Source organism: Streptomyces sp. NPDC003016, from assembly GCF_053591455.1.
Genome location: NZ_JBSFTV010000023.1, coordinates 61,149 through 85,547 on the forward strand (window position 1 = coordinate 61,149; position 24,399 = coordinate 85,547).

19 protein-coding genes and 1 pseudogene are annotated in these 24,399 nt (G+C 73.0%); 15 read left to right on the plus strand and 5 right to left on the minus strand.

What is annotated here, in order from left to right; genetic code table 11:
• Nucleotides 1-53 precede the first annotated feature (53 nt).
• From ACWDZ4_RS21030 to ACWDZ4_RS21070, 9 genes and pseudogenes are all read left to right on the plus strand, one after another.
• Nucleotides 54-1,055 carry an EamA family transporter gene (locus ACWDZ4_RS21030; protein ID WP_451509929.1) on the plus strand — a complete coding sequence of 334 codons (1,002 nt, stop codon included), beginning with the start codon at nt 54-56 and terminating at the stop codon, nt 1,053-1,055.
• Between the two features lie 76 nt (nt 1,056-1,131).
• Nucleotides 1,132-2,007 carry a TIGR03084 family metal-binding protein gene (locus tag ACWDZ4_RS21035; RefSeq protein WP_451509930.1) on the plus strand — a complete coding sequence of 292 codons (876 nt, stop codon included), beginning with the start codon at nt 1,132-1,134 and terminating at the stop codon, nt 2,005-2,007.
• Between the two features lie 71 nt (nt 2,008-2,078).
• The gene (locus ACWDZ4_RS21040; protein ID WP_451509978.1) at nt 2,079-3,737 is read left to right on the plus strand and encodes an acyclic terpene utilization AtuA family protein; all 1,659 of its coding nucleotides are present in this window, start codon (nt 2,079-2,081) and stop codon (nt 3,735-3,737) included.
• A gap of 109 nt (nt 3,738-3,846) precedes the next feature.
• Nucleotides 3,847-5,445 (plus strand): acyl-CoA carboxylase subunit beta, encoded by a 1,599-nt coding sequence (locus ACWDZ4_RS21045; RefSeq protein ID WP_451509931.1) that lies wholly within the window; start codon nt 3,847-3,849, stop codon nt 5,443-5,445.
• 11 nt (nt 5,446-5,456) lie between these two features.
• On the plus strand, nt 5,457-7,433 hold the full coding sequence (locus ACWDZ4_RS21050; protein WP_451509932.1) for an acetyl/propionyl/methylcrotonyl-CoA carboxylase subunit alpha: 1,977 nt from the start codon (nt 5,457-5,459) through the stop codon (nt 7,431-7,433).
• Nucleotides 7,430-8,602, plus strand: coding sequence for an acyl-CoA dehydrogenase family protein (locus ACWDZ4_RS21055; RefSeq protein WP_451509933.1), 1,173 nt, complete (start codon nt 7,430-7,432; stop codon nt 8,600-8,602). Before ACWDZ4_RS21050 ends, ACWDZ4_RS21055 begins: the two co-directional genes overlap by 4 nt.
• Nucleotides 8,603-8,647: 45 nt before the next feature.
• Nucleotides 8,648-8,957 (plus strand): annotated as a pseudogene (locus ACWDZ4_RS21060) (AMP-binding protein); the annotation flags it as partial.
• Nucleotides 8,958-9,039: 82 nt separating this feature from the next.
• A complete protein-coding gene (locus tag ACWDZ4_RS21065; RefSeq protein WP_451509934.1) occupies nt 9,040-9,774 on the plus strand; it encodes an enoyl-CoA hydratase family protein in 735 nt (244 codons plus the stop codon).
• A complete protein-coding gene (locus tag ACWDZ4_RS21070) occupies nt 9,762-10,424 on the plus strand; it encodes a TetR/AcrR family transcriptional regulator (protein ID WP_451509979.1) in 663 nt (220 codons plus the stop codon). Before ACWDZ4_RS21065 ends, ACWDZ4_RS21070 begins: the two co-directional genes overlap by 13 nt.
• 84 nt (nt 10,425-10,508) lie before the next feature.
• Here the strand turns inward: ACWDZ4_RS21070 and ACWDZ4_RS21075 are convergent, their stop codons facing one another.
• Nucleotides 10,509-11,609 carry a citrate synthase 2 gene (locus tag ACWDZ4_RS21075; protein ID WP_451509935.1) on the minus strand — a complete coding sequence of 367 codons (1,101 nt, stop codon included), beginning with the start codon at nt 11,607-11,609 and terminating at the stop codon, nt 10,509-10,511.
• A gap of 329 nt (nt 11,610-11,938) precedes the next feature.
• On the opposite strand from ACWDZ4_RS21075, the gene pdxH reads away from it, so the two are divergent.
• The gene (pdxH, locus tag ACWDZ4_RS21080; RefSeq protein WP_451509980.1) at nt 11,939-12,562 is read left to right on the plus strand and encodes a pyridoxamine 5'-phosphate oxidase; all 624 of its coding nucleotides are present in this window, start codon (nt 11,939-11,941) and stop codon (nt 12,560-12,562) included.
• Nucleotides 12,563-12,991: 429 nt separating this feature from the next.
• On the plus strand, nt 12,992-14,359 hold the full coding sequence (locus ACWDZ4_RS21085) for a PAS domain-containing protein (RefSeq protein WP_451509936.1): 1,368 nt from the start codon (nt 12,992-12,994) through the stop codon (nt 14,357-14,359).
• Between the two features lie 11 nt (nt 14,360-14,370).
• Here ACWDZ4_RS21085 and ACWDZ4_RS21090 read toward each other — a convergent pair whose 3' ends face one another.
• Nucleotides 14,371-15,126 (minus strand): SIS domain-containing protein, encoded by a 756-nt coding sequence (locus tag ACWDZ4_RS21090; protein ID WP_451509937.1) that lies wholly within the window; start codon nt 15,124-15,126, stop codon nt 14,371-14,373.
• Between the two features lie 166 nt (nt 15,127-15,292).
• On the opposite strand from ACWDZ4_RS21090, the gene ACWDZ4_RS21095 reads away from it, so the two are divergent.
• A complete protein-coding gene (locus ACWDZ4_RS21095; RefSeq protein WP_451509938.1) occupies nt 15,293-15,985 on the plus strand; it encodes a metal-dependent transcriptional regulator in 693 nt (230 codons plus the stop codon).
• A 558-nt stretch (nt 15,986-16,543) separates the two neighbouring features.
• Nucleotides 16,544-17,434: an alpha/beta fold hydrolase gene (locus ACWDZ4_RS21100; RefSeq protein WP_451509939.1), complete on the plus strand. Its 891-nt coding sequence runs from the start codon at nt 16,544-16,546 to the stop codon at nt 17,432-17,434.
• A 92-nt stretch (nt 17,435-17,526) separates the two neighbouring features.
• Here the strand turns inward: ACWDZ4_RS21100 and ACWDZ4_RS21105 are convergent, their stop codons facing one another.
• Genes ACWDZ4_RS21105 through ACWDZ4_RS21115 form a run of 3 tightly spaced genes read right to left on the minus strand, consistent with a single transcriptional unit; the run spans nt 17,527 to nt 20,733 of the window.
• Nucleotides 17,527-19,185 (minus strand): transporter, encoded by a 1,659-nt coding sequence (locus ACWDZ4_RS21105; protein ID WP_451509940.1) that lies wholly within the window; start codon nt 19,183-19,185, stop codon nt 17,527-17,529.
• Nucleotides 19,182-20,003, minus strand: coding sequence for an ABC transporter ATP-binding protein (locus tag ACWDZ4_RS21110; protein ID WP_451509941.1), 822 nt, complete (start codon nt 20,001-20,003; stop codon nt 19,182-19,184). Before ACWDZ4_RS21110 ends, ACWDZ4_RS21105 begins: the two co-directional genes overlap by 4 nt.
• Before the next feature lie 46 nt (nt 20,004-20,049).
• Complete coding sequence (locus ACWDZ4_RS21115; RefSeq protein WP_451509981.1) at nt 20,050-20,733, minus strand: bifunctional DNA primase/polymerase; 684 nt, start codon at nt 20,731-20,733, stop codon at nt 20,050-20,052.
• Between the two features lie 280 nt (nt 20,734-21,013).
• Here ACWDZ4_RS21115 and ACWDZ4_RS21120 point away from each other — a divergent pair, with 280 nt between their 5' ends.
• Entirely contained in the window at nt 21,014-22,399 is a 1,386-nt protein-coding gene (locus tag ACWDZ4_RS21120) for a transcriptional regulator (RefSeq protein ID WP_451509942.1), read from the plus strand.
• A gap of 275 nt (nt 22,400-22,674) precedes the next feature.
• Nucleotides 22,675-24,279: a hypothetical protein gene (locus ACWDZ4_RS21125; RefSeq protein WP_451509943.1), complete on the plus strand. Its 1,605-nt coding sequence runs from the start codon at nt 22,675-22,677 to the stop codon at nt 24,277-24,279.
• Nucleotides 24,280-24,399: the final 120 nt, after the last annotated feature.

Sequence of the window (24,399 nt, forward strand, 5' to 3'; positions counted from 1 at the left end):
CCGGGTCAGGAGCGTAGGCGGTGAGCGGTCCTGTTCCACTTACCGTGGAGCACATGGATCAGCCCCCCTCCGCCGCCCCCGGCCACGTGCCCGTCCCCACTCCCGCTCCTTCGATATCCGGCCCCGCCCCCGGTGGGGGCACCGGCCCCGGGCCACGCCCCGGCGCCCGGCTCGGGCCTGTGGCGATGGTGGTGGCCGGTGGGCTGTCGGTGCAGTTCGGGTCCGCCGTCGCGGTCACGATCATGCCGAGCACGGGAGCGGCCGGTGTCGTCGCCCTGCGGCTCGCCGTCGCGGCCGTGATCCTGCTCGTGGTGTGCCGGCCCCGCGTGCGCGGGTACGCGCGCGCCGACTGGTGGACCGTCGCCGCCTTCGGACTCGCCATGGCCGGCATGAACGGCCTCTTCTACCAGGCGCTGGACCGCATCCCCCTGGGCGTGGCCGTGACCCTGGAGGTGCTCGGTCCGCTCGCGCTCTCCGTGTTCGCGTCCCGCCGCGCCATGAGCGTGGTGTGGGCCGCCCTGGCGCTCGGCGGCGTCGCGCTGCTCAGCGGCGGCGGCTTCGACCGGCTGGATCCGGTCGGCGCGGCCTACGCGCTCGCGGCGGGCGGCTGCTGGGCGGCGTACATCCTCTTCAGCGCGCGGACCGGGCGCAGGTTCCCGCAGGCGGACGGGCTGGCGCTCGCGATGGCGGCCGCGGCGCTGCTCAGCCTCCCGTTCGGGCTCGTGGGGGCGGGCGGCGAGCTGCTGGAGCCGCGCACGGTGGCGCTGGGCGTGGCGGTCGCGCTGATGTCGTCCGTACTGCCGTACACGCTGGAGATGCTGGCGCTGCGCCGGCTGCCGGCCGCGACCTTCGCCGTACTGATGAGCCTGGAACCGGCCATCGCGGCGGTCGCCGGATTCCTGGTGCTGCGCCAGGCGCTCTCCGTGACCGACGCGTCGGCGATCGCACTGGTCGTCGGGGCGAGCATGGGAGCGGTACGGAGCCAGGCGCGCCACAGGGCCCGGGAGCGGTCCGGGGCCGACGCGTCGCCTCGCGCGAAGCCGTCACAGAAATAATGCAAGCACGCTTGCTTGTTTTCTGAAGCGCTGCCATGCTCCGGGACACATCGCCCTACCCCGAGGGGAGCGCACCGTGTCCGATCCGGCAGCCGTGCTCGACGATCTCCGTGCCGAAGGGGACGAACTCGACCAGTTGGCGGGCGGCCTGAGCGAGCGGCAGTGGTCGCTCGCCACGCCCGCACCGGGCTGGAGCATCGCCCATCAGATCGCGCACCTGGCCTGGACGGACACGGCGGCGCTGCTGTCCGTCACCGACCCCGGGGGCTTCGCGGCGGAGGCCCGAAAGGCGCAGGCCGCGCCCGAGCGCTTCGTCGACGAGGGCGCCGAGGCGGGTGCCGGGCTGCCGGCCGGCGAACTGCTGGCGCGGTGGCGGGACGGACGCGAGCGGCTCCGGCGCGCGCTGCGGGCGGCGCCGGACGGGGCGAAGTTCCCCTGGTACGGGCCGCCGATGAGCGCCGCTTCCATGGCGACCGGGCGGCTGATGGAGACCTGGGCGCACGGGCAGGACATCGCGGACGCGGCGGGCGTACGCCGGGAGCCGACCGCGCGGTTGCGGCACGTGGCCCGGATCGGGGTGCGGGCGCGCGGCTACGCCTTCGCGGTACGGGGACTCACGCCGCCCGCCGAGGAGTTCCGGGTGGAGCTGACCGCGCCGGACGGGTACGGGCCGAGGCTGTGGGCGTACGGGCCCGAGGAAGCCCGTCAGCGGGTCACCGGCCCGGCGCTCGACTTCTGCCTCCTGGTGACGCGACGGGCCCACCGTGGCGATCTCGCCGTACGCGCCGAGGGCGCCGACGCCGACCGGTGGCTGGACATCGCGCAGGCGTTCGCCGGGCCTGCGGGAGCGGGGCGTGCGCCGAAGCGGGACGGGGGAGGCGCGGGGCGTGAGCCGAAGCGGGACGGGGGAGGCGCGGGGCGTGCGCCGAAGCGGGACGGGGGAGGGGCGTGACCGCCGCGACGGGACGGCGGCCGCTGCGGATCGGGAACGCCTCCGGCTTCTACGGCGACCGCTTCGACGCGATGAGGGAGATGCTCACCGGCGGCGCGCTCGACGTCCTCACCGGGGACTACCTCGCCGAACTGACCATGCTCGTCCTCGGACGCGACCGGCTTAAGGACCCCCGGCTCGGATACGCCAAGACCTTCCTGCGGCAGCTGGAGGAGAACCTCGCCCTGGCGCACGAGCACGGGGTGCGGATCGTGACCAACGCGGGCGGGCTGAACCCGGGAGGCCTCGCCGGCGCCGTACGGGAACTCGCCGGCCGCACCGGTGTGCCGGTGCGGGTCGCGCATGTGGAGGGCGACGGCCTGCCGCTGCCCGAAGGTGCCCTGACCGCCAACGCCTACCTGGGCGGCGGTGGCATCGCGCAGTGCCTGCGGGCGGGCGCGGACGTGGTGGTGACGGGACGCGTCACGGACGCTGCGCTCGTCACCGGGCCGGCCGCGTGGTGGTTCGGCTGGGGGCCCGAGGAGTACGACCGCCTCGCGGGGGCGGTGGTGGCCGGGCATGTGCTGGAGTGCGGGACGCAGGCGACGGGCGGCAACTACGCGTTCTTCGCCGACCGTTCCCCGGAACACCGCGCGAGGCGTCCCGGGTTCCCGCTCGCGGAGATCCGTTCCGACGGTTCCTCGGTCGTCACGAAGCACCGGGGAACGGGCGGTCACGTCGACACGGGAACGGTCACCGCGCAGCTGCTGTACGAAACGGGCGCGCCCCGGTACGCCGGTCCCGACGTCACGGCACGCCTCGACACCGTGCGCCTCGCACCGGACGGGCCCGACCGGGTGCGGATCTCGGACGTACGCGGAGAGGCCCCGCCGCCCACCCTCAAGGCGGGGCTGACCCGCGTCGGCGGGTGGCGCAACGAGGTCGTGTTCGTACTGACCGGCCTGGACGTCGAGGCGAAGGCCGCGCTCGTACGGGACCAGGTGGAGGACGCGCTGCCGGCGGCCGGGCGACGGCCGGCGGAGGTCCGCTGGGAGCTGGTGCGTACGGACCGGCCGGACGCGGACACCCAGGAGTGCGCGAGCGCGCTGCTGCGGCTGACCGTACGGGACCCGGATCCGGCGAACGTCGGCCGCGCGGTCAGCGGAGCGGCGATCGAGCTCGCGCTCGGCAGCTACCCGGGCTTCCACGTGACGGCGCCCCCCGGGAAGGGCGCTCCGTACGGAGTCTTCGAGGCGGTGTACATCGCCCCGGAGGACGTCGACCACGTGGCGGTGCTGCCGGACGGAGAACGGGTGAGGGTGCCGCACCCCGTACGTACGAGGGCGCTTGAGGCGCTTGAGACGGCCGACTCGGCCGACGCGGCCGTTCCCCCGCCCACGCCGTGGGCGGGGCCGACGCCGACGCGCAGGGCGCCGCTCGGACTCGTCGCGGGCGCCCGCAGCGGGGACAAGGGCGGGGACGCGAACGTCGGCGTGTGGGCGCGCTCGGAGGACGCGTGGCGGTGGCTGGCGCACGCGCTGACGGTGGACCGCTTCCGGGAGCTGCTTCCGGAGACGGCGGACCTTCCCGTGACGCGGCACGTCCTGCCGAACCTGCGCGCGCTGAACTTCGTGGTCGAGGGCCTCCTGGGCGAGGGCGTCGCGTCCCGGGCCCGCTTCGACCCCCAGGCGAAGGCACTGGGCGAGTGGCTCCGCTCCCGGCACACCGACATCCCGGAGGTACTCCTGTGACGCCCCCTGTGACCACTCCTGCGGCGCCCCCTGCGGCGCCCCCTGTGACGACTCCTGCGGCGCAACGGCCTTCCCGCCCGACGGTGCGACACCCCGCGGCGGTGACCCCGTGACCGTGCTCCCCTCCGCACTGGACCCCCGGTCCCCCGAGTACGCCGCCCACCGCGCGACCATGCTCGCCAGGCTGGCCGCCCTCGACACCGAGCACGCCAAGGCGCTCGCCGGCGGCGGCGAGAAGTACGTCACCCGCCACCACGAGCGCGGCAAACTGCTCGCCCGCGAACGCATCGAGCTGCTCCTCGACCCCGACACCCCGTTCCTGGAACTGTCACCGCTCGCCGCCTGGGGCAGCGACTATGCCGTAGGCGCGTCCATGGTCACCGGGATCGGCGTCGTCGAAGGCGTCGAATGCGTGATCACCGCCACCGACCCGACGGTCCGCGGCGGCGCCTCCAACCCCTGGACCCTCAAGAAGGCCCTGCGGGCGAACGAGATCGCGTACGCGAACCGCCTCCCCTGCGTCAGCCTCGTCGAGTCCGGCGGCGCGGACCTCCCCTCGCAGAAGGAGATCTTCATCCCCGGCGGCGCGCTCTTCCGCGACCTCACCCGGCTCTCGGCGGCCGGCATCCCGACCGTCGCGGTCGTGTTCGGCAACTCCACCGCCGGCGGGGCGTACATCCCCGGCATGTCCGACCACACCGTCATGATCAAAGACCGGTCGAAGGTCTTCCTCGGCGGTCCGCCCCTGGTCAAGATGGCCACGGGCGAGGAGTCGGACGACGAATCCCTGGGCGGCGCCGACATGCACGCCCGCACCTCCGGCCTCGCCGACCACTTCGCCCTGGACGAGCACGACGCGCTGCGCCAGGCACGCCGCGTGGTCGCCCGCCTCAACTGGCGCAAGGCGCACCCCGGTCCGGGCCCCGCCGAGCCGCCGAAGTACGACCCACAGGAGCTGCTCGGCATCGTTCCCGGCGATCTGAAGACCCCCTTCGACCCCCACGAGGTCATCGCCCGGATCGTCGACGGCTCGGACTTCGACGCGTTCAAGCCGCTGTACGGGCCGAGCCTGGTGACGGGGTGGGCCGGGCTGCACGGCTACCCGGTGGGGGTGCTGGCCAACGCGCAGGGCGTGCTGTTCAGCGCGGAGTCCCAGAAGGCCGCCCAGTTCATCCAGCTGGCGAACCAGCGCGACATCCCGCTCCTCTTCCTGCACAACACCACCGGCTACATGGTCGGCAGGGAGTACGAACAGGGCGGCATCATCAAACACGGCGCGATGATGATCAACGCGGTGTCGAACTCGCGGGTGCCGCACCTGTCGGTGCTGATGGGCGCCTCCTACGGCGCGGGCCACTACGGCATGTGCGGCCGCGCCTACGACCCCCGCTTCCTCTTCGCCTGGCCCAGCGCCAAGTCCGCCGTCATGGGCCCGCAGCAGCTCGCCGGCGTCCTGTCGATCGTCGCGCGCGCGTCCGCCGCAGCGAAGGGGCAGCCGTACGACAACGAGGCCGACGCCGGCCTGCGCGCCGTGGTCGAGCAGCAGATCGAGGCGGAGTCCCTGCCGATGTTCCTGTCGGGGCGGCTGTACGACGACGGGGTCATCGACCCGCGCGACACCAGGACCGTGCTCGGCCTGTGCCTGTCCGCGATCCACACGGCACCGGTCGAAGGCGCGCGCGGCGGCTTCGGCGTCTTCCGGATGTGAGGGGCTTCCCGATGATTTCTTCCGTCCTCGTCGCCAACCGGGGCGAGATCGCCTGCCGGATCTTCCGTACGTGCGCGCGGCTCGGCATCACCACGGTCGCCGTGCACTCCGACGCGGACACGGGAGCGCTCCATGCGCGTTCCGCGGACGCTGCGGTACGCCTCCCGGGAACGGCCCCTTGCGACACGTACCTGCGCGGTGATCTCCTCGTGAAGGCGGCCCTGGCCGCCGGAGCGGACGCGGTGCATCCCGGGTACGGCTTCCTCTCCGAGAACGCCGGGTTCGCCCGCGCCGTACTGGACGCCGGCCTGGTGTGGATCGGACCGCCCCCCGGAGCGATCGACGCCATGGCCTCCAAGACGCGCGCCAAGGAACTCATGGCCGCTTCCGGCGTCCCCCTCCTGGCCCCCGTCGCCCCCGACCGGGCCACCGAAGCGGACCTCCCGCTGCTCCTCAAGGCGGCGGCGGGCGGCGGCGGCAGAGGCATGCGCGTCGTACGCGACCTGGCGGCGCTCCCGGGAGAGCTCACAGCGGCCACCGCGGAAGCGCACGCGGCCTTCGGCGACGGCGAGGTCTTCGCCGAGCCGTACGTCGCACGCGGCCGCCACGTCGAGGTCCAGGTGATGGCCGACGCGCACGGCACGGTGTGGACGCTCGGCACCCGCGACTGCTCCCTCCAGCGCCGCCACCAGAAGGTCGTGGAGGAGGCCCCCGCGCCCGGCCTGGACGACGCCCTGCGCGCCACCCTGTACGACGCCGCCGTGGCGGCGGCGCGGGCGGTGGACTACCGGGGCGCGGGAACCGTCGAGTTCCTGGTCTCCGCCGAGGGCCGCCCGTACTTCCTGGAGATGAACACCCGCCTCCAGGTCGAGCACCCGGTGACGGAAGCGGTGTTCGGCATCGACCTGGTGGCGCTCCAGCTGCGCGTCGCCGAGGGCGAGGCCCTGCCGCCCGGACCGCCGCTCCCCTCGGGGCACGCCGTGGAGGCCCGCCTCTACGCGGAGGACCCTTCCCGGGACTGGCAGCCGCAGGCGGGCCCCCTGCACGCCCTGAGCGTCACCGAGGCGCCCGGACTGCGGCTCGACAGCGGGTACGCGGCCGGGGACCTCGTCGGGGTGCACTACGACCCGTTGCTGGCCAAGGTGATCGCCCACGCGCCGACCCGCGCCGAAGCGGTGCGCAGGCTCGCCCACGCCCTGGAGCGGGCCCGCGTCCACGGTCCGGTGACCAACAGGGAGCTGCTCGTACGCTCGCTGCGCCACCCGGACTTCGCGGCCGGCCGGCTCGACACCGGGTTCTACGACCGACACCTGGGCGAGCTGACGAAGGCGTCCCCGGACCCCTCGCAAGGGGCGCTCGCCGCGCTCGCCGCGGCCCTCGCCGACGCCGCCGCCCGGCAGGCGGCGGGAACACCGGCCGCCCGCCTCGGCGGCTGGCGCAACGTGCCCTCCCAGGCCCAGGTGAAGACCTACCGGACCGAGCCCGGCGGAGAGGACCACGAGATCCGCTACCGGGCCGCCCGCGACGGCTTCACCGCGGAAGGCTTCCCGGACGTTCGCGCACACGACGTACGCGCCGATCACGTGACCCTCGAAACCGACGGCGTACTGCGGCACTTCCGCATCGCCGCGCACCCCGGCGGCCGGGTGTACGTCGACACGTCCACCGGCGGCTCCCACACCCTCACCGCCCTGCCCCGCTTCCCCGACCCCGCCACCCGCACCGCACCGGGCTCCCTGCTCGCACCCATGCCCGGCACCGTCGTCCGCGTCGCCGAAGGACTCACGGAGGGCGCCCGCGTCACCGCCGGACAGCCCCTGCTCTGGCTGGAGGCCATGAAGATGGAGCACCGCGTCTGTGCTCCCGTCTCCGGCACGCTCACCGCGCTCCACGCCGCCCCCGGCCACCAGGTCGAGGTCGGCGCCCTGCTCGCCGTCGTACAGGCCGAAGAGGCCGCCGAAGAGCCCCAGGAGGAACAGCAGCCATGAGCCCCAGCCCCGCCGTCGCGGAGACCGAAGAACACCAGGCGCTCCGAGCGGCCGTCGCCGCTCTCGGGAAGCGTTACGGACGCACCTACGCCACCACCGTCGTGCGCGAAGGAGCGCACCCCGACGCGCTCTGGGCGGAGGCCGCCAAGCTCGGCTACCTCGGCGTGAACCTCCCCGAGGAGTACGGCGGAGGGGGCGGCGGCACGGCGGAACTGTCCATCGTCCTGGAGGAGCTGGGCGCCGCCGGCTGCCCGCTCCTCATGATGATCGTCTCGCCCGCCATCTGCGGCACCGTCATCGCCCGCTTCGGCACGGACCGGCAGAAGGCCGCCTGGCTGCCCGGTCTCGCCGACGGCAGCCTCACCATGGCCTTCGGCATCACCGAACCCGACGCCGGATCGAACTCCCACCGGATCACCACCACGGCCCGCCGCGACGGTGGGGGAGACTGGCTGCTCACCGGACGCAAGGTCTTCGTCTCCGGCGTCGACATCGCCGACGCCACCCTGATCGTCGGCCGGACGGAGGACGCGAGGACGGGCCGCCTCAAACCGTGCCTGTTCATCGTCCCCCGCGACACCCCGGGCTTCCGGCGCTCGCAGATCGACATGGAACTCCAGGCACCGGAGAAACAGTTCGAGCTGGTCCTCGACGACGTGCGCCTGCCCGCCGAAGCCCTCGTCGGCGACGAGGACGCCGGCCTCCTCCAGCTCTTCGCCGGCCTCAACCCCGAACGCGTCATGACCGCCGCCTTCGCCCTGGGCATGGGCCGCTACGCGCTGGGCCGGGCCGTCGAGTACGCCAGGGAACGCACCGTCTGGAAGGCCCCCATCGGCTCCCACCAGGCCATCGCCCACCCCCTCGCCCAGGTCCACATCGAACTCGAACTGGCCCGCCTGATGACGCAGAAGGCCGCCCGCCTCTACGACGAGGGCGACGACCTCGGCGCGGGCGAGGCCGCCAACATGGCGAAGTACGCCGCCGCGGAAGCCTGCGTGAAAGCCGTCGACCAGGCCGTCCACACCCTGGGCGGCAACGGGCTCACCCGCGAGTACGGCCTCGCGTCGCTCATCACCGCCGCCCGGGTGGCCCGTATCGCGCCCGTCAGCCGCGAAATGATCCTCAACTTCGTCTCCCACCAGTCCCTGGGTCTCCCCAAGTCGTACTAGGACGCGCGATTCTGGCCACCACCCCTGCCGCGGGAGGAAACCGTCATGGCGTTCCAGAGCGAGTACGCGCCCGCAGCACCCGCCGGAGTGCCCCTCCACGAAGCGGTGCTCGGGAAGGCCGCCGAGTACGGCGAAACGCCCGCCCTGATCGACGGGAGGAACGGCGACACGATCACGTACGGCCAACCGGACGCCTTCCACCGGCGCGTCGCCGCCGCGCTCACCGAGGCGGGCCTGCGGCAGGGCGACGTACTCGCCCTGCCGCAGCCCCCGCACCATCGCGCACCCGGTGGTCTTCTGCGCCGCCACGCGCGCGGGGGCCTCCGTCACGACCGTCCACCCGCCGTCGCGTGCATCACCAGCGCCCCCAGGGCGGCCACCGGAAAGATCCTCAGGCGCGAACCGCCCGCCCTGCGCGCACGTGAGGGGGACCGCTCATGACCCTGGTACTCACCGCACACGAACGCGGGATCACCACCCTGACCCTCGATTCGCCGGCGAACCGCAACGCACTGTCCGCACGGCTCGTCGGCGAGCTCGGCGACGCCCTGTCCGCGTGCGCGAAGGACCCCTCCGTACGGGCCGTACAGCTCACCCACACAGGGGGCACTTTCTGCGCGGGCGCCGACCTCACGTCCCCGCCCGGTCCGGCGGCCTTCGTCGCGCTCCTGCGGAGCATCACCGAACTGCCCAAGCCGGTGGTGGCACGGGTGGAGGGACACGTGCGGGCCGGCGGCCTCGGACTGCTCGGCGCGTGCGACATCTCCGCGGCGGGACCCGGCGCGAGCTTCGCGTTCACCGAGTCCCGGCTCGGGCTCGCCCCCGCCGTCGTCTCGATGCCGCTGCTGCCGCGGCTGGACCCGCGCGCCGCCGCCCGCTACTACCTGACCGGGGAACGGTTCGACGCGGCGGAAGCGGTCCGTACGGGACTGATCACCCTCGCGTCCGACGACGTGGACGAGGCGCTCGCGCCCGTGCTCGACGGGCTGCGCAGGGCCTCCCCCCAGGGGCTGGCCGAGTCCAAGCGCCTGGTCACGGCTACAGTGCTGGCAGCTTTCGACCGGGACGCGGACACGCTCGTCGAGCGCTCCGCGCGCCTGTTCGCCTCACGGGAGGCGGCCGAGGGCGTGACGGCATTCCTCGAACGACGGGACCCCGCATGGGTGCTGTGACCCCATCCCCGACCTCAACCCCACCCCCACCCCCGAGCCCATCCCCACCCCCAGCCACGGGCAAGGCACCCAAGCAGGACCGCTCCAGGGCCACCAGACAGCGCCTGCTGGAGGCCGCCGTGTCCTGCCTGGCCGAGCGCGGCTGGGCGGGCTCCACGGTGACCGTCGTCGCGGAACGGGCCGGCGTCTCGCGGGGCGCCGCCCAGCACCACTTCCCGACCCGCGAAGACCTCTTCACGGCAGCCGTCGAGTACGTCGCCGAGGAGCGCTCCACGGCGCTGCGCGCGCTGTTCCCGCAAGGCGCCGCCAACCGTACGGCCGTGATCGGCGCGCTCGTCGACCTCTACACGGGACCGCTCTTCCGGGCCGCCCTCCACCTGTGGGTGGCCGCGTCCAACGAGGATCAGCTGGGCACCCGCGTCACCGAACTCGAAGGCCGCGTCGGCCGCGAGACACACCGCATCGCGGTGGAACTCCTCGGCGCCGACGAATCGGTTCCCGGCGTACGCGAGACCGTCCAGGGCCTCCTCGACATGGCCCGCGGCCTGGGCCTCGCCAACCTCCTCACCGACGACGCGACGCGACGCCGGCGCGTAGTGGCGCAGTGGGCCGCACTGCTCGACGGCGCACTCGACAGCGCGCCGGACTGACGCCTGCGCGCGCACGTGAAGCACGTGAAACGCCGGAGGGGCCGGGAAACAAGCAGCCCGGCCCCTCCGCGGTCGTGCAACCGCTCAGCGCGCGATGTCGTCGAAGCCCGTGACCTCCTGCGGGCTGCGCGACGCGGGACCGACGTACCGCGCGGAAGGCCGCACCAGGCGGCCCGTGCGCTTCTGCTCCAGAATGTGCGCGCTCCAGCCGGCCGTACGCGCGCACGTGAACATCGACGTGAACATGTGCGCCGGAACCTCCGCGAAGTCCAGCACGATCGCCGCCCAGAACTCCACGTTCGTCGCGAGCACCCGGTCGGGGCGCCGCGCGTGCAGCTCCTCCAGAGCCGCCTTCTCCAGCGCCTCGGCGACCTCGAAGCGCGGCGCGGCGAGCTCCTTCGCCGTACGCCGCAGAACGCGCGCCCGCGGGTCCTCGGCACGGTACACACGGTGGCCGAAGCCCATCAGGCGCTCGCCCTTGTCGAGGGCCTGCTTCACGTACGCGGTCGCGTCCCCGGTGCGCTCGATCTCCTCGATCATGCCCAGGACGCGCGAGGGCGCGCCACCGTGGAGCGGCCCGGACATGGCACCGACCGCGCCCGAGAGGGCCGCGGCCACGTCCGCGCCGGTCGACGCGATCACCCGCGCTGTGAACGTGGAGGCGTTCATGCCGTGCTCGGCGGCCGACGTCCAGTAGGCGTCGACGGCCTTGACGTGCTTGGGATCGGGCTCGCCGCGCCAGCGCTTCATGAAGCGCTCCACCACGGTCTCCGCCTTGTCGATCTCCTTCTGCGGAACCATCGGCAGGCCCTGCCCGCGCGCCGACTGGGCGACGTACGACAGCGCCATCACGGCGGCGCGCGCCAGGTCGTCGCGCGCGGTCTGCTCGTCGATGTCGAGCAGCGGTTTCAGGCCCCATACGGGCGCGAGCATCGCCAGCGCGGACTGCACGTCGACGCGGATGTCGCCGGAGTGGACGGGGATCGGAAACGGCTCGGCGGGCGGCAGTCCGGGATTGAACGCGCCGTCGACCAGCAGGCCCCACACGTTCCCGAAGGACACATGCCCGACCAGGTCTTCGATGTCGACTCCCCGGTAGCGGAGCGCACCGCCCTCCTTGTCCGGTTCTGCGATCTCCGTTTCGAACGCGACGACCCCTTCGAGACCGGGTACGAAGTCGGACATCAGGCGGCTCCTCATGATGTATTCGACAAGCATCGACAAGCGGCTCATGACCGGGGGGCAGGTGTCAGGTGCCATCGGTCACCCCGGCGATTCCCCGCGCGGCCGGTGGTCACCCCACCGCTTCGGAAGCAGGCACGATATCCCCTGCTGTATGGAGGTCACAGTGCCCGGCGCCCACATTTTGGCGGGTTCCGCCGATGCGGGGAAGCGTGATTACCGGCACACTTCCCCAATTCCCGCGCAGAGGGTTGATGGCACCGGGTGCCGGGCAGACTGGACCACTGCGGCAGGATGGCACCGTGCCGAACCGAGATTTCGATCCCGCCGCCATGCGCGAGCACTACCGCAGCGAAGCCTTCACGGAGGCGGAACTCGCAGCCGAGCCGATGGGCCAGTTCGACCACTGGTTCAGGCAGGTCGCCGCCGGCGGCCTCCACGAACCGAACGCCATGATCCTCTCCACGGCCACCCCCGACGGCCGGCCCTCGTCCCGCACGGTCCTGCTGAAGAAGTACGACCCCCGGGGCTTCGTCTTCTTCACGAACTACGCCTCCCGCAAGGGGCGCGAGATCGCGTCCAACCCGTACGTCTCCCTGCTCTTCCCGTGGCACCAGGTCGCGCGCCAGGTGATAGTCACCGGCACGGCCGCGCGGATCGGCCGCGACGAGACGGCGGCGTACTTCAGAACACGTCCGCACGGCTCGCAGCTGGGGGCCTGGGCGAGCGCGCAGTCGTCGGTGGTCGCGTCGCGCGAGGAGCTGCTCGCGCGCTACGAGGAGCTGGCGGCGCGCTACCCCGAGACGGAGCGCGTACCGGTGCCCCCGGAGTGGGGCGGGTACCGGATCGTTCCCGAGACGGTGGAGTTCTGGCAGGGCCACGCGGACCGCCTGCACGACCGCCTGCGGTACGTCGCCGAGGACGGCGCGTGGCGCGTGGAGCGCCTCTGCCCGTAGGGCCCCACAGATCCCCGCAAGCCCGCAAGCCCGCAAGCCCGTACGTCCAAGAGGGCCCGCAGGACCCCGTGGAACGCAGAAACCCGCGGGTTCTGGTCCCTCCGGAGAGGAGCCGGCCGGACTTACCGGCGAACCCGCGGGTCGGTGACTGCTGGGGATTTCGGCCGACGCCCTGTCGACCTGCACTGAGTGCGACGACGGGCCGTCAGCCCGCAGTCACCTCACGAGTCCGAAATGACATCACTTCCGAACCACCTCCCTTCACGTGTACTGCAAGCCTAAGAACCTCTCCCGCTCCCCACAACCGAATTACCGGAGAGCATCTTTTTCCCCGAACCAGGTGTGTGCTGCGTCACGTTCCAGTTGAATGATCCCGGGTTCAGCAGTGCAAGCAGTGCAGCGAAGGCGAACACCTGCAGGGGGTGCCGGGTGAGTGCTTCCCGGATGGGCGAGACCACCGATGCGTTCGGTCCCGACGAGCCGGGACCGGGTTCCGGCGGTCTTCTCGCCGCGCTCCTCGACGGCATGGACGCCGCGCTCTGCGCCTTCGACGCGGACGGGGTGATCACCCACTGGAACCGTGAGGCCGAGCGGATCCTCGGGTGGACGGCCGACGAGGCGGTCGGACGGAACGGCTTCGCGGGGTGGGCGGCGCGGCCGGCGGACGCGGACGAGGTGCAGGGACGGCTGATGTCGGCGATGCACGCTCCGGGGCGGCAGGTCCACGAATTCGCGCTTCTGCGCAAGGACGGCGGGCGCGTTCTCGTCCGGACGCAGTCGGCGGGCGTGCAGAGCGCGGAGGGCAAGCCCGCCGGGGTGTACTGCGCGTTCAGCGAGGTGCACGCGCAGATCGACCTGGAGCGGGCGATCGCGCTGAGCGAGGCGCTCTTCGAGGACGCGTCCTGGGGCGTCGTCCTGGTGGACGTGGACCTGCGCCCGACCGTCGTCAACGCGCACGCGGCGCGCGCGCTGGGCGTGGGGCGGGCGGCGCTGCTGGGCCGCCCCCTGGGAGAACTCGTCGTGCAGGGCGTGGAGGAGCTGGAGGGCGCTCTCCAGCACGTACTGGCGGAAGGGGCGCCCCCGGCCCCCGCGGAGCTGTGGGTGACGCTGCGGGCGTCGGAGCCGGGCGGGAAGCGCGGACGGCGGCGGTGCTGGCGCAGCGGCTTCCTGAGACTGGCCTCGCCGCTCGCCGAGGAGCCGGTCCCGCTGGGAGTCGGCTGGCTGTTCCAGGACATCACCGAAGCGAAGACGGCGGAACAGGAAGCCGCGCAGCAGCGGTTCCGCGGCAACCAGCTGCACCGCGCGGGACGCGCGGCCGCCGAGTGCGAGGACCCGATGGAGGCCGCGCTGTCGTACCTCGACTTCGCCCTCGCCGGTTTCGCCGACCACGCACTGGTCGACCTGACCGTGGGGGACCACCCGGCCCGCCTGGTCCGGGCGGCGGCCACGCCGTCGGGCGCCCCGGGTCCGTGCCTGCCGGTGACCGGCGGAGCCGGCATCCCGGTCCCGTACCCGCCCGGCCATCCGGCGCTCCAGTGCCTCGACCGGCTCGGCTCGGTACGGGCGAGCGGGGGCCCGCAGGACTGGGCGGCGCGGCGCCAGTGGCCGAAGGACACCGTGCACGCCCTGTGCGTGGTGCTGCGCAGCCGCGGCAGGACGCTGGGTGTGGCCACGTTCCTGCGCGGCCCGAGCCGCAGCGCCTTCGAGCGCCCGGATGCGGCGTACGCGGAGAACATCGCCGTGCGCGTGGCGGCGGCGATCGACCTCCACCAGTGCCTGCGCGGGTCCTGGCCGTAGGCCGGGCCCTTTCAGCGGCGGAAGAAGATCCGGTCGCGGTACTCCGTCATCACGCGGCCGTTCCATTCGTGGCCGCCGTCGACGTTGCCCGAGCGCAGCAGGGGCGGTTCGATGCCGCGCTCCGCCAGGTCGCCCGCCGCCGTGGCCAGGACGGCCTGCATCAGGGCGCTCGTCACCACCGTCGAGGCGGGGGCGAAGGGTGCCTCGATCCCCTCCGCGGTGAGTTCGGCGTCACCGACCGCGATCTTGCTGTCGAGGACGATGTCGCAGTGGTCCTTGAGGTACGTGCCGGAGACGTGCCGGGACTTCGTCTCGCGCGCGTACGCCAGCGAGGTCACGCCGATGACCTTCAGGCCGAGTGCCCGCGCGTTCATCGCCATCTCCACCGGCAGGGCGTTGCGGCCCGACAGCGAGATGACCACCAGTACGTCGCCCGGCTCGGCGGGGCTGCTGTCCAGCACGGCTCCCGCGAGCCCGTCGACGCGTTCCAGGGCGGAGCCGAGGGTGGCGGGCGTGACGTCCACGCCGACGGTCCCGGGAACGGCGAGGAGGTTCATCAGGGCGAGGCCGCCGGCCCGGTAGACGACGTCCTGGGCGGCGAGCGAGGAGTGACCCGCGCCGAAGGCGAAGAGCCGGCGACCCGCGGCCACGGCGTCGGCGACGGCGGCGCCGGCGGCCGAGATGTTCTCGGCCTCCTCGTCGCGGACCCGGTGCAGCAGCCCGATCGCGGCGTCGAAGAACTGACCGGCCAGTTTGCTTTCGCTCATCGCGGAGGAGCCCCTTCCAGCGGTACGTCGTGCGACGGTGGCGCGGATCACGTTGCGGTCTGGACCAGTGCCCTGTCAATACGGCTTCCCACCGGCGCGACACGGTTGTCGGTGCTATGCGTCAGAATTGGGTCAGGGCCAGCGCACGAGTAATCGAGGGGCACGTATGTCCGGACTGATCGACACAACGGAGATGTATCTCCGCACCATCCTCGAGCTCGAGGAAGAAGGCGTGGTCCCCATGCGCGCCCGTATCGCCGAGCGGCTCGACCAGAGCGGACCGACGGTGAGTCAGACCGTGGCGCGCATGGAGCGCGACGGTCTGGTGACGGTGGCGGGCGACCGTCACCTGGAGCTGACCGGCGAGGGCCGGATGCTCGCCACTCGCGTGATGCGCAAGCACCGGCTCGCCGAGTGTCTGCTCGTCGACGTGATCGGCCTGGAGTGGGAGCAGGTCCACGCGGAGGCATGCCGCTGGGAGCACGTGATGAGCGAGGCGGTGGAGCGGCGCGTCCTGGAGCTGCTGCGCCACCCGACGGAGTCTCCGTACGGGAACCCGATCCCGGGCCTGGAGGAACTGGGCGAGAAGGCCGGGGCCCATCCTTTCCTGGACGACAACATGGTCAGCCTGAACGACCTGGCGCCGGGCCCGGAGGGCAAGACCGTGGTCGTACGCCGGATCGGGGAGCCGATTCAGACGGACGCCCAGCTGATGTACACGCTGCGCCGTGCGGGTGTGCAGCCCGGATCGGTCGTGAGCGTGACGGAGTCGCCCGGCGGGGTACTCGTCGGCAGCAGTGGTGAGGCCGCGGAGCTCGGCGCGGAGGTGGCCTCGCACGTTTTTGTCGCCAAGCGCTGACACCGGCGCCCCGGCGGCAAGGTCCCGTGGTCCGGCGGTCGTTGGGGCCGGTCCGGCGATCCTCCGGAATCCCAGCGACCGGGCGGATCGCGTGCCAGGCTGTGACGGAGGCACATGACGTGAGGGCCGTCGGCCGGTCTGCCGACCGGTCGATCGGCTCGGGTCGGGCCCGGTCGGCCCCGTTCAGTCGTCCGGTTCGGTGGGAGAGGGGCAGGGGATGCGCCCGTCGCACCGGCACCCGCTGGGTGCCGCTCGTGTTCACGCTGTCCGCCGGGAAGGGGATGGCTCCGGCGCCCTGAGGCGCCGGAGCCTGTCCTCCCCTGTGCTGACCCGGAGCCCCGAGCTCCCAGGGTCAGCCCCCGCGGTCCGTCTTCCCCGAGCGGCCCGCCTCCCGCTGAAGATCTCCCCTCGGCAGCGGGAGCCAATCCTTGAGAGTGGTCACTCGAACGAGGGGTGTTGCGCGCCAAAACCGTGTTTTCGAATGCGGGTTCGATAGTCTCGCCGAGCTCGACCACTCATCAATGGACCACCCGGGGGACGAAGGGGGTGCCAGGACATATGGTGCGGCGCATCGATGTGACCGGAGCCGACGGCGTACGCCTCGCGGCCTGGGAGTTCGCCGACCCGCCCAAGGGGAGCGGAGAAACCGACCGCGCCTCCGGGGTCTTACTGCTCCACGGGCTGATGGGCCGTGCCGCGCACTGGGCGGGCACCGCGCGCTGGCTCTCCGAGCGCTGCCGCGCCGTCGCCCTCGACCAGCGCGGACACGGCCGCAGCGAGAAGCCGGCCGACGGCCCGTACACGCGCGAGGCGTACGTCGCCGACGCCGAAGCCGCGGTCGAGCAGCTGGGCCTCGCGCCCGTCACCCTCATCGGGCACTCCATGGGCGCTCTCACCGCCTGGCAGCTCGCCGCCAAGCGTCCCGATCTCGTCCGCGCCGTCGTCATCTGCGACATGCGGGCCAGCGCGCTCGGCGCCGCGTCGCAACGCGGGTGGGAGGACTGGTTCAAGTCCTGGCCCGTCCCGTTCGCCACACTGGCCGACGTCCGCAAGTGGTTCGGTGAGGACGACCCCTGGGTGGAGCGGCCGAGCCCGGCCCGCGGCGAGTTCTTCGCCGAGGTCATGGCCGAGCGCGCCGACGGCTGGCACCCGCTCTTCTCCCGCCGCCAGATGCTCGCTTCCCGCGAGACCTGGGTGTACGAGGCCCACTGGGAGGAGCTCGCACTGGTCCAGTGCCCCACCCTGGTGGTCCGCGGCCTCGACGGCGAACTGGGCCGCGCGGAGGCCCAGGAGATGGTCAGGGTCCTGCCGCGCGGGCAGTACGCCGAGGTGGTGGACGCGGGACACCTCATCCACTACGACCGGCCGGACGGCTGGCGTGCCGCGATCGAGCCGTTCCTGGAGGCGACCGCCGAGGAGCCCGTCACCCCGCCCCTGAGCCGCCCCTGAGCCGTCTGCGAGCCGCCCCCGAGTCCGCCTCTGAGTCCCTCGCCCTCCCCGGCCCGGCGCGGCCGTCCAGCCGTCCCTGTCCGGCCCGGCGGTCAGCCCTTGCTGACCGCCGTCAGGATCTCCGGCAGCCGCGCCGCCGCCTGCGGCGCCGCCCAGCGCACGCCCGCCCACGAGATCAGCGCGCCGTACGCCGCACCCAGCGGCAGCACCAGCCACAGCCGGCCCTGCCCGTCCGCCACGTGCAGCCAGATCGTCAGCGCGATCAGCGGAGCGCACAGCAGTGCCGCCGCGACCATGCCGCCGAGGATCGAGATCCAGGCGAGGCCCGCCTGTCCCGGAGCGACGTTCTTGTGCGCGCTGTCCTGCGGGATCGAGTACGGGAAGCGCACCGAAGTCACCGCTCCCGTCGCCAGCATCGCGCCCAGCAGCGCGAAGGACAGTCCGAGCGCCTCGGGAAGGGCCCGCCAGTTCCCCACCAGCGCCGCCGTGACCACGGTGACCAGCGCCGTGTACGGAAGCGTGATCACCAGCAGCGCCAGGGCGCGTGCCCGCAGTTCCTCGTACGCGTCCCGCGGCGTGGAGATCGTCGTCGCGACCATCCAGAAGGCGGACGTGTCCTGGCCGAACTGGTTGTACATCTGGATGCCGAGCATCCCGGCCGCGAAGCACGCGAAGTAGATGGTGCCCGTTCCCTGGAGCGCGTTGAACACCGGGACGATCAGCCCGATCGCCAGCGAAGTCACCCACGCGGCCTTGGTCTTGGGGTCCCGCCGCACGTACCGCAGACTGCGCTCGATCACCGTGCCCGTACGCCCGTCGGGCAGGAACCGGCCGCCGAACCCCGGCGACGACTCCTTGCCGGCCGGTTCGGCGGCCTGGAACGTCGAACCGTCCGGGGACGTCATCAGCCTGACCAGACTGCGCTCCCAGGACCACAGCAGCGCGGCCAGCGCCGCCGCGGCCAGCAGCAGTTGGGCCGCCCCACGGCCGTACGCCCCGTCGCTCACCGCGTCCACGGCGCCGATCGCCGACGCCGGCGGCACCCAGCTCAGTACGTCCGCGACCGGGTCGAGCTTCGCGAGCCCGCCCGCGCCGGAGAGCCGCTGCGCGCCGAAGTTGACCACCTGGATGCCGACGGCGATCACCAGGCCGCTCAGCACGGCCAGATCACGCCCCTTGCGGCTGGTCAGCAGCCGCACGTTCGCCGCCGCCACGGCCCGCGCCAACGCCACGCACAGGAGCAGCGTCAGCGCCACGGCGAGGACACCGACGGCGGCGGCCGCCGCGCCGCGCGCCACGGCGATCACCGACCCCAGTGCCAGACAGAACGTGAACAGCGGCCCGATCCCCACGAGTGACGCCGTCAGCAGTGCCCGGATCAGCGGCCGGGGCCGCAGCGGCAGCATGACCAGGCGGGACGGGTCGAGCGTTTCGTCACCGCTGGGGAAGAACAGCGGCATCACCGCCCAGCCGACCCCGACAAGCGCCGTCAGCAGCACCACGACGGTCACCGCGTGCTCGTTCCCGCGCAGCACGATCAGACCGATCAGCTGGAGCGCCGCGAAGAGCAGCGCGAACACCGCGGACACGATGTAGGCGGCCTTGCGGCCGGACGACTGCCGCAGCCCGTTGCGCAGCAGCGACAGCTTCAGCCGTACGAAGACGGAGGTGATCCCGGGAACGGCCGGCGTGTCCTTCCCGGGAACGGCCGGTCCGCTCTTCCCGGGAACAGCCGCAGCGCCCGCGCTCACCGGGCGCCGCCGCCCAGCCAGTCGAGGCTCTCCCCGCTGTCCCGTCCGTTCGCGCCGACCAGTTCGAGGAAGGCCCTCTGGAGGGAGGGCGCGTCGCCCCGTACCTCTGCGAGCGTTCCCTGGGCGCGGATCCGCCCTCCCGCCATCACCGCGACCCAGTCGCACAGCGACTCGACGAGCTCCATCACATGACTGGAGAAGACGACGGTCGCGCCGGACGCCGTGTACCGCTCCAGAACGCCGCGGATCGTCTGCGCCGACACGGGATCGACGCCCTCGAAGGGCTCGTCGAGGAAGAGCACTTCGGGGTTGTGCAGCAGGGCGGCGGCGAGGCCGATCTTCTTGCGCATGCCGGTCGAGTAGTCGACGACCAGCTTGTGCTGCGCGCCCGCCAGATCGAGTACGTCGAGCAGTTGCGTCGTCCGCTTGTCGACCTCGTCGCCGGGCAGCCCCCGCAGCCGCCCGGAGTACGCGAGGAGTTCACGCCCCGACAGCCGCTCGAAGAGCCGCAGCCCTTCCGGCAGTACGCCGATCCTGGCCTTGACCGCGACCGGGTCCCGCCACACGTCGTGCCCGCCGATCAGGACCGTTCCCGCGTCGGGGCGCAGCAGTCCCGTGACCATCGACAAGGTGGTGGTCTTGCCCGCCCCGTTCGGTCCGACCAGGCCGATGAACTGGCCCGCGGGCAGCTCCAGATCGATGCCGGCGACGGCGATCTGCTCGCCGAACCGCTTCCACAGGCCCTCCGCACGTACGGCGGCGGGCGGCGCAGTGTGCGCTCCGCCCGCCTCTTCTGGTCCCACTGTCCGGTCACGCATGCAGCACAGCCTCCAAGTGTCCCCGTCCCGCTACGGGGAACACACCCTACGGTCGGCGTGTGCGCGCCGCGGCTGCCTCGCGTCCGCAGGAGTAGGCGAGGGGGCTGATCAGCTCCTCCACGTCCGGCAGCCACCGGTTGGCCGGTGTGGGGCGGCGCGCCCACTGCACCGCGCCCATCCCGCCGAGCCGGGTCGGCGGCGCCGCGACGTAGTCGCCCTCGCCCCGCGTCGTCAGGTCGATCGCGCTCGGTGTCCAGCCCAGCTTGCGTACCAGGTCGGGCACTTTGGCACCGGCTCCCGGCAGGACGAAGAACAGCATCCTGCGGTCGGGGGTGCAGGTCACGGGGCCGAGCGTCAGCTCCATGCGCTCCATCCGGGCCAGCGCCAGGAAACCGGCCGACTCGGGTACGTCCAGGGCGTCGAAGGAGCGGCCCGTCGGCAGCAGGATCGACGCTCTCGGCTGTTTCGACCACAGGCGGCGTGCCGCGGTGGCGCTGCCCGTCGCCTGGGCCGCCCAGTCGGCGGTGGCGGGGTGGGCGCCGGGCGAGGCGCAGGAGGGGACGCCGCACGAGCAGCGCTCGACGCCCTCGTCCGCCTCCAGCCAGGTGCCGGGGAACACGTCCCAGTGCCGTTCTTCCGCGTACCGCACGGCGCTGTCCAGCAGTTGATCGCCGCGCTGATGGGGGATCTGGGCGGCGTCCGTGACTCCGATGGTCTCTTCCACGAACAGCTCAACTCCCGCCGTCACCTCGGGTTACGGGCGTGCGCCGCCTTGCCGGAGGAGCATCGATCCTGCACGCGGGGCGCACCGGTGCATGGCCGGGGGCGCGCATGCGGCTGGGCGGCCGCAGGTGGGTAGCCACAGGTACGGAAGCCCGGGAATGACGGCCAAAACGCCGCCAATACCGTTCTCTTCCGGCATGTTCCGCATTCTCTGCATATCTGCCGGGCAGTGATCAGCGTGATTCAGTCCATGATTCACGGACCACTGCGGCACCAGGGGGTAGTCAATGGCAGCCAGGCCTCTCGTCGCCCGCCAGCCCAACGAACGGTTGCAGGCGCTCATTCAGGAAGCCGGGTGCTCCAACGCCGGGCTCGCCCGCCGCGTCAACATGTGCGGCGCCGAACACGGTCTCGACCTGAGGTACGACAAGACGTCGGTCGCCCGCTGGCTGCGCGGACAGCAGCCGCGCGGGCGCGCACCCGGCATCATCGCCGAAGCGATCGGGCGCAAGATCGGCCGTACGGTCACGATCGACGACATCGGCATGGCCAACGGCAAGAACCTGGCCTCCGGGATCGGTCTGCAGTTCGCGCCGACCGTGCCCGGCGCGATCGAGCAGGTCTGCGAGCTGTGGCGCAGCGACGTGGGGCGCCGCGACTTCCTGTCGGGTTCGACGGTCGCCGCCTCGGCGCTCGTCGAGCCGAGCCGCGACTGGCTGATCACGGGTTCGGACACCCAGGTGGCCAGGACGGCGGGCGGCGGCCGGGTCGGCGCGTCGGACGTGGCGGCGGTACGGGCGACCACGGACGCCCTCGTGGAGCTGGACCACCGCTTCGGCAGCGGACACGTCAGGCCGATCGTCGTGCACTACCTCAACAGCGTCGTGTCCGGGCTGCTCTCCGGTTCGTACCGCGAATCGGTCGGCCGGGACCTCTTCGCGACGGTGGCACGGCTGACGGAACTGGCCGGCTACATGGCCGTCGACACCGGCCAGCCGGGGCTCGCGCAGCGCTACTACATCCAGGCGCTGCGGCTCGCCCAGGCGGCGGACGACCGGGGCTACGGCGGGTACGTACTGGCCGCGTCCATGAGCCACCTGGCCGCCCAGCTCGGGAACCCGCGCGAGATCGCGCAGTTGGCGCGGGCGGCGCAGGAGGGGGCCCGGGGGCGGGTGACACCGCGCGCGGAGGCGATGTTCTGCGCGGCGGAGGCGCGCGGGCACGCGCTGATGGGCGACGCGCGGGCCTGCGAGGCGATGGCGGCCAAGGCGCTGGGCGCGCTGGAGCGTTCCGGGGACGGCACGGGCGACGACCCCGTGTGGATCGCGCACTTCGACCACGCGTACCTCTGTGACGAGCTGGCGCACTGCCACCGCGACCTGGGCCAGGGGGAAGCGGCGGCACGCCGGGCACAGGAGGCCCTGGACGGCCATCCGGACGCGCGGGCGCGGCGCCGGGGGATCGGCCTGGTCGTACTGGCCACGGCGCAGGTGCAGCAGCGCGAGATCGAGCAGGCCTGCGACACGGGCACGCGCGCGGTGGAGCTGCTGGGCACGTTGCGGTCGAACCGGGGAGCGGAGTACCTGGAGGACTTCCAGCAGCGGCTGGAGCCGTACCGCGACGAGCCCGCGGTGCGTGAATTCGGCGCCCGGCTGGAGATGCAGGCGGCGTAGGGACTTTCCGGGGACCGTGACGGAATGCGACGGGCCGTGACGAGCTGTGGCAGGGCTCCGAGGGGGGATGCGGGCGAGGCCCTGGCGAGGCCCTGGCGGGGTCCTGGCGGGGTCTTTAACAGGGCCTTAAGGGCACAACCCGTCACAGGACTCCCCGCTGGGCCTTCGGCGGTATGTGTGGGGACGGTGGGCGCGTGGCAGAGGCGCGGTGTCACCCGGTAGCGTGAACCGACGGTTCCGTAGATCCACACATACGTCCACACGTAGGAGTCCCGGTGACGCAGAGCGGACAGGGTGACGAGTCGCGGCTTCCCGCTGCGCGGCCGCCCGCGCACGAGGGTGTCGTGCTGCCCGCGGACGGCAGTGGCCCCTGGGTACCCGGGGCACCCGAGGAGCGGGTGGCTCCGGCGGGTGGACAGCCGTGGGGCGAGCCGTGGGGCCCTCAGCAGCCCGGTGCCGCCCAGCCACCGCAGCAGCAGCAGCAGTACGGTGCGCCGCAGCCGCAGCCGCAGCCGCAGCCGCAGCCGCAGCCGCAGCCGCAGTACGGGACCCAGCCGTACGGCGCCCAGCAGCCCGGCGCCCTGCCGCCGCCGCAGCCGGGAACGCAGCAGCAGTACGGCGCGCAGCCGCAGCCGCCGTACGGCGCCCAGCAGCAGCAGCAGTACGGTGCCCAGCAGCCGCACCCGCAGCCCCTGCCCCCGGAGGCCCCCGCCGGAGCCCCGGCGGGCGACGCGGACGCCACGCAGTACCTCCCGCCCGTGCCGCCGGCCGGACCCGGCGCCCTGCCGCCCGAGAGCCCGGCGGACTCGACGCAGTTCCTCGGCCGGCACCAGAACGCGCCCGCGCCCGGCGGAGCCCCGGCGGGCGACGCGGACGCCACGCAGTACCTCCCGCCCGTGCCGAACGCCCAGGGCGCTCCCGAGGCGCCCTCCGGCGCTCCCTACGGCATCCGCCCCGGCGGCCCCGAAGACCGGCAGCCGCCCGCCGAGTTCGACAGCCTCTTCCGGGGCGGTGCCGGGCCGCAGGCGGCGGATTCCACCCGGCAGATGCCGCACTTCGACGGACAGTCCCAGGCGCAGCCGCAGCAGCAGCCGCCCCACCAGCAGCCGCCGTTCGGGGCCGCCCCCCAGGGCCGTGCCGCACGCCGCAACGCCGCCGCGCAGGCTTCGGCCGCGATGCCCGCGCCCTCCGTGGCCCCCACGCCCATGGCCCCCGCCACCCCCGCGGGGGGCGCAGGGGCTGCCCCGCGCCGGCGCAACTCGCCCCTGGTGCTGATCGCCGCGGTCGTCGTCGGCTGTTCCGCGCTCGGCCTCGGGGCGGGCGCGCTGCTCAGTGGTGGCGAAAAGGAGAAGTCCGAGGACAAGAAGCCGGTCGCCGCGGTGAGTTCACCGGCGGGCGAGACCTCGCCGCAGGCCGCCCCCGACCCGGCCGAGCCGCAGGCCAAGTCGCTCGACGCGCTGCTCGCCGACAGCAACGACAGCCGTGCCTCCGTCATCAGCGCGGTCCAGTCCATCGGAGCCTGCAAGAACCTGCCGAAGGCGGCGAGCGACCTGCGTGCCGCCGCCAAGCAGCGCAGTGAACTGGTGACCCGCCTCCAGGGCCTGGCCGTCGACAAGCTGCCGGACCACGCCGAGCTTTCGGCCTCGCTCACCAGCGCGTGGAAGGCGTCGGAAGCGGCCGACAACCACTACGCCGCCTGGGCGGACCAGGTCGCGGACAAGAAGGGCTGCAAGAAGGGGCACGCGCGGTCGACGCCGCAGCAGCAGGCGGGCAACCGCGAGAGCGGCAAGGCGTCGCAGGCGAAGAAGGAAGCCGTCGGCATCTGGAACGAGATAGCGAAGCGCTACGGCTTGACGGAGCGCGACGCCACGCAGCTCTGACCGCGACCGACAACAGGCGGCAGGGCGGCAGGGCAAAAGGACGGCAGGACGACAGGAACAGGGAGGAGGGGGCCGGACGCCCGGCTCGGGCGTCCGGCCCCCTCCTCCCGTCTCCCCGTG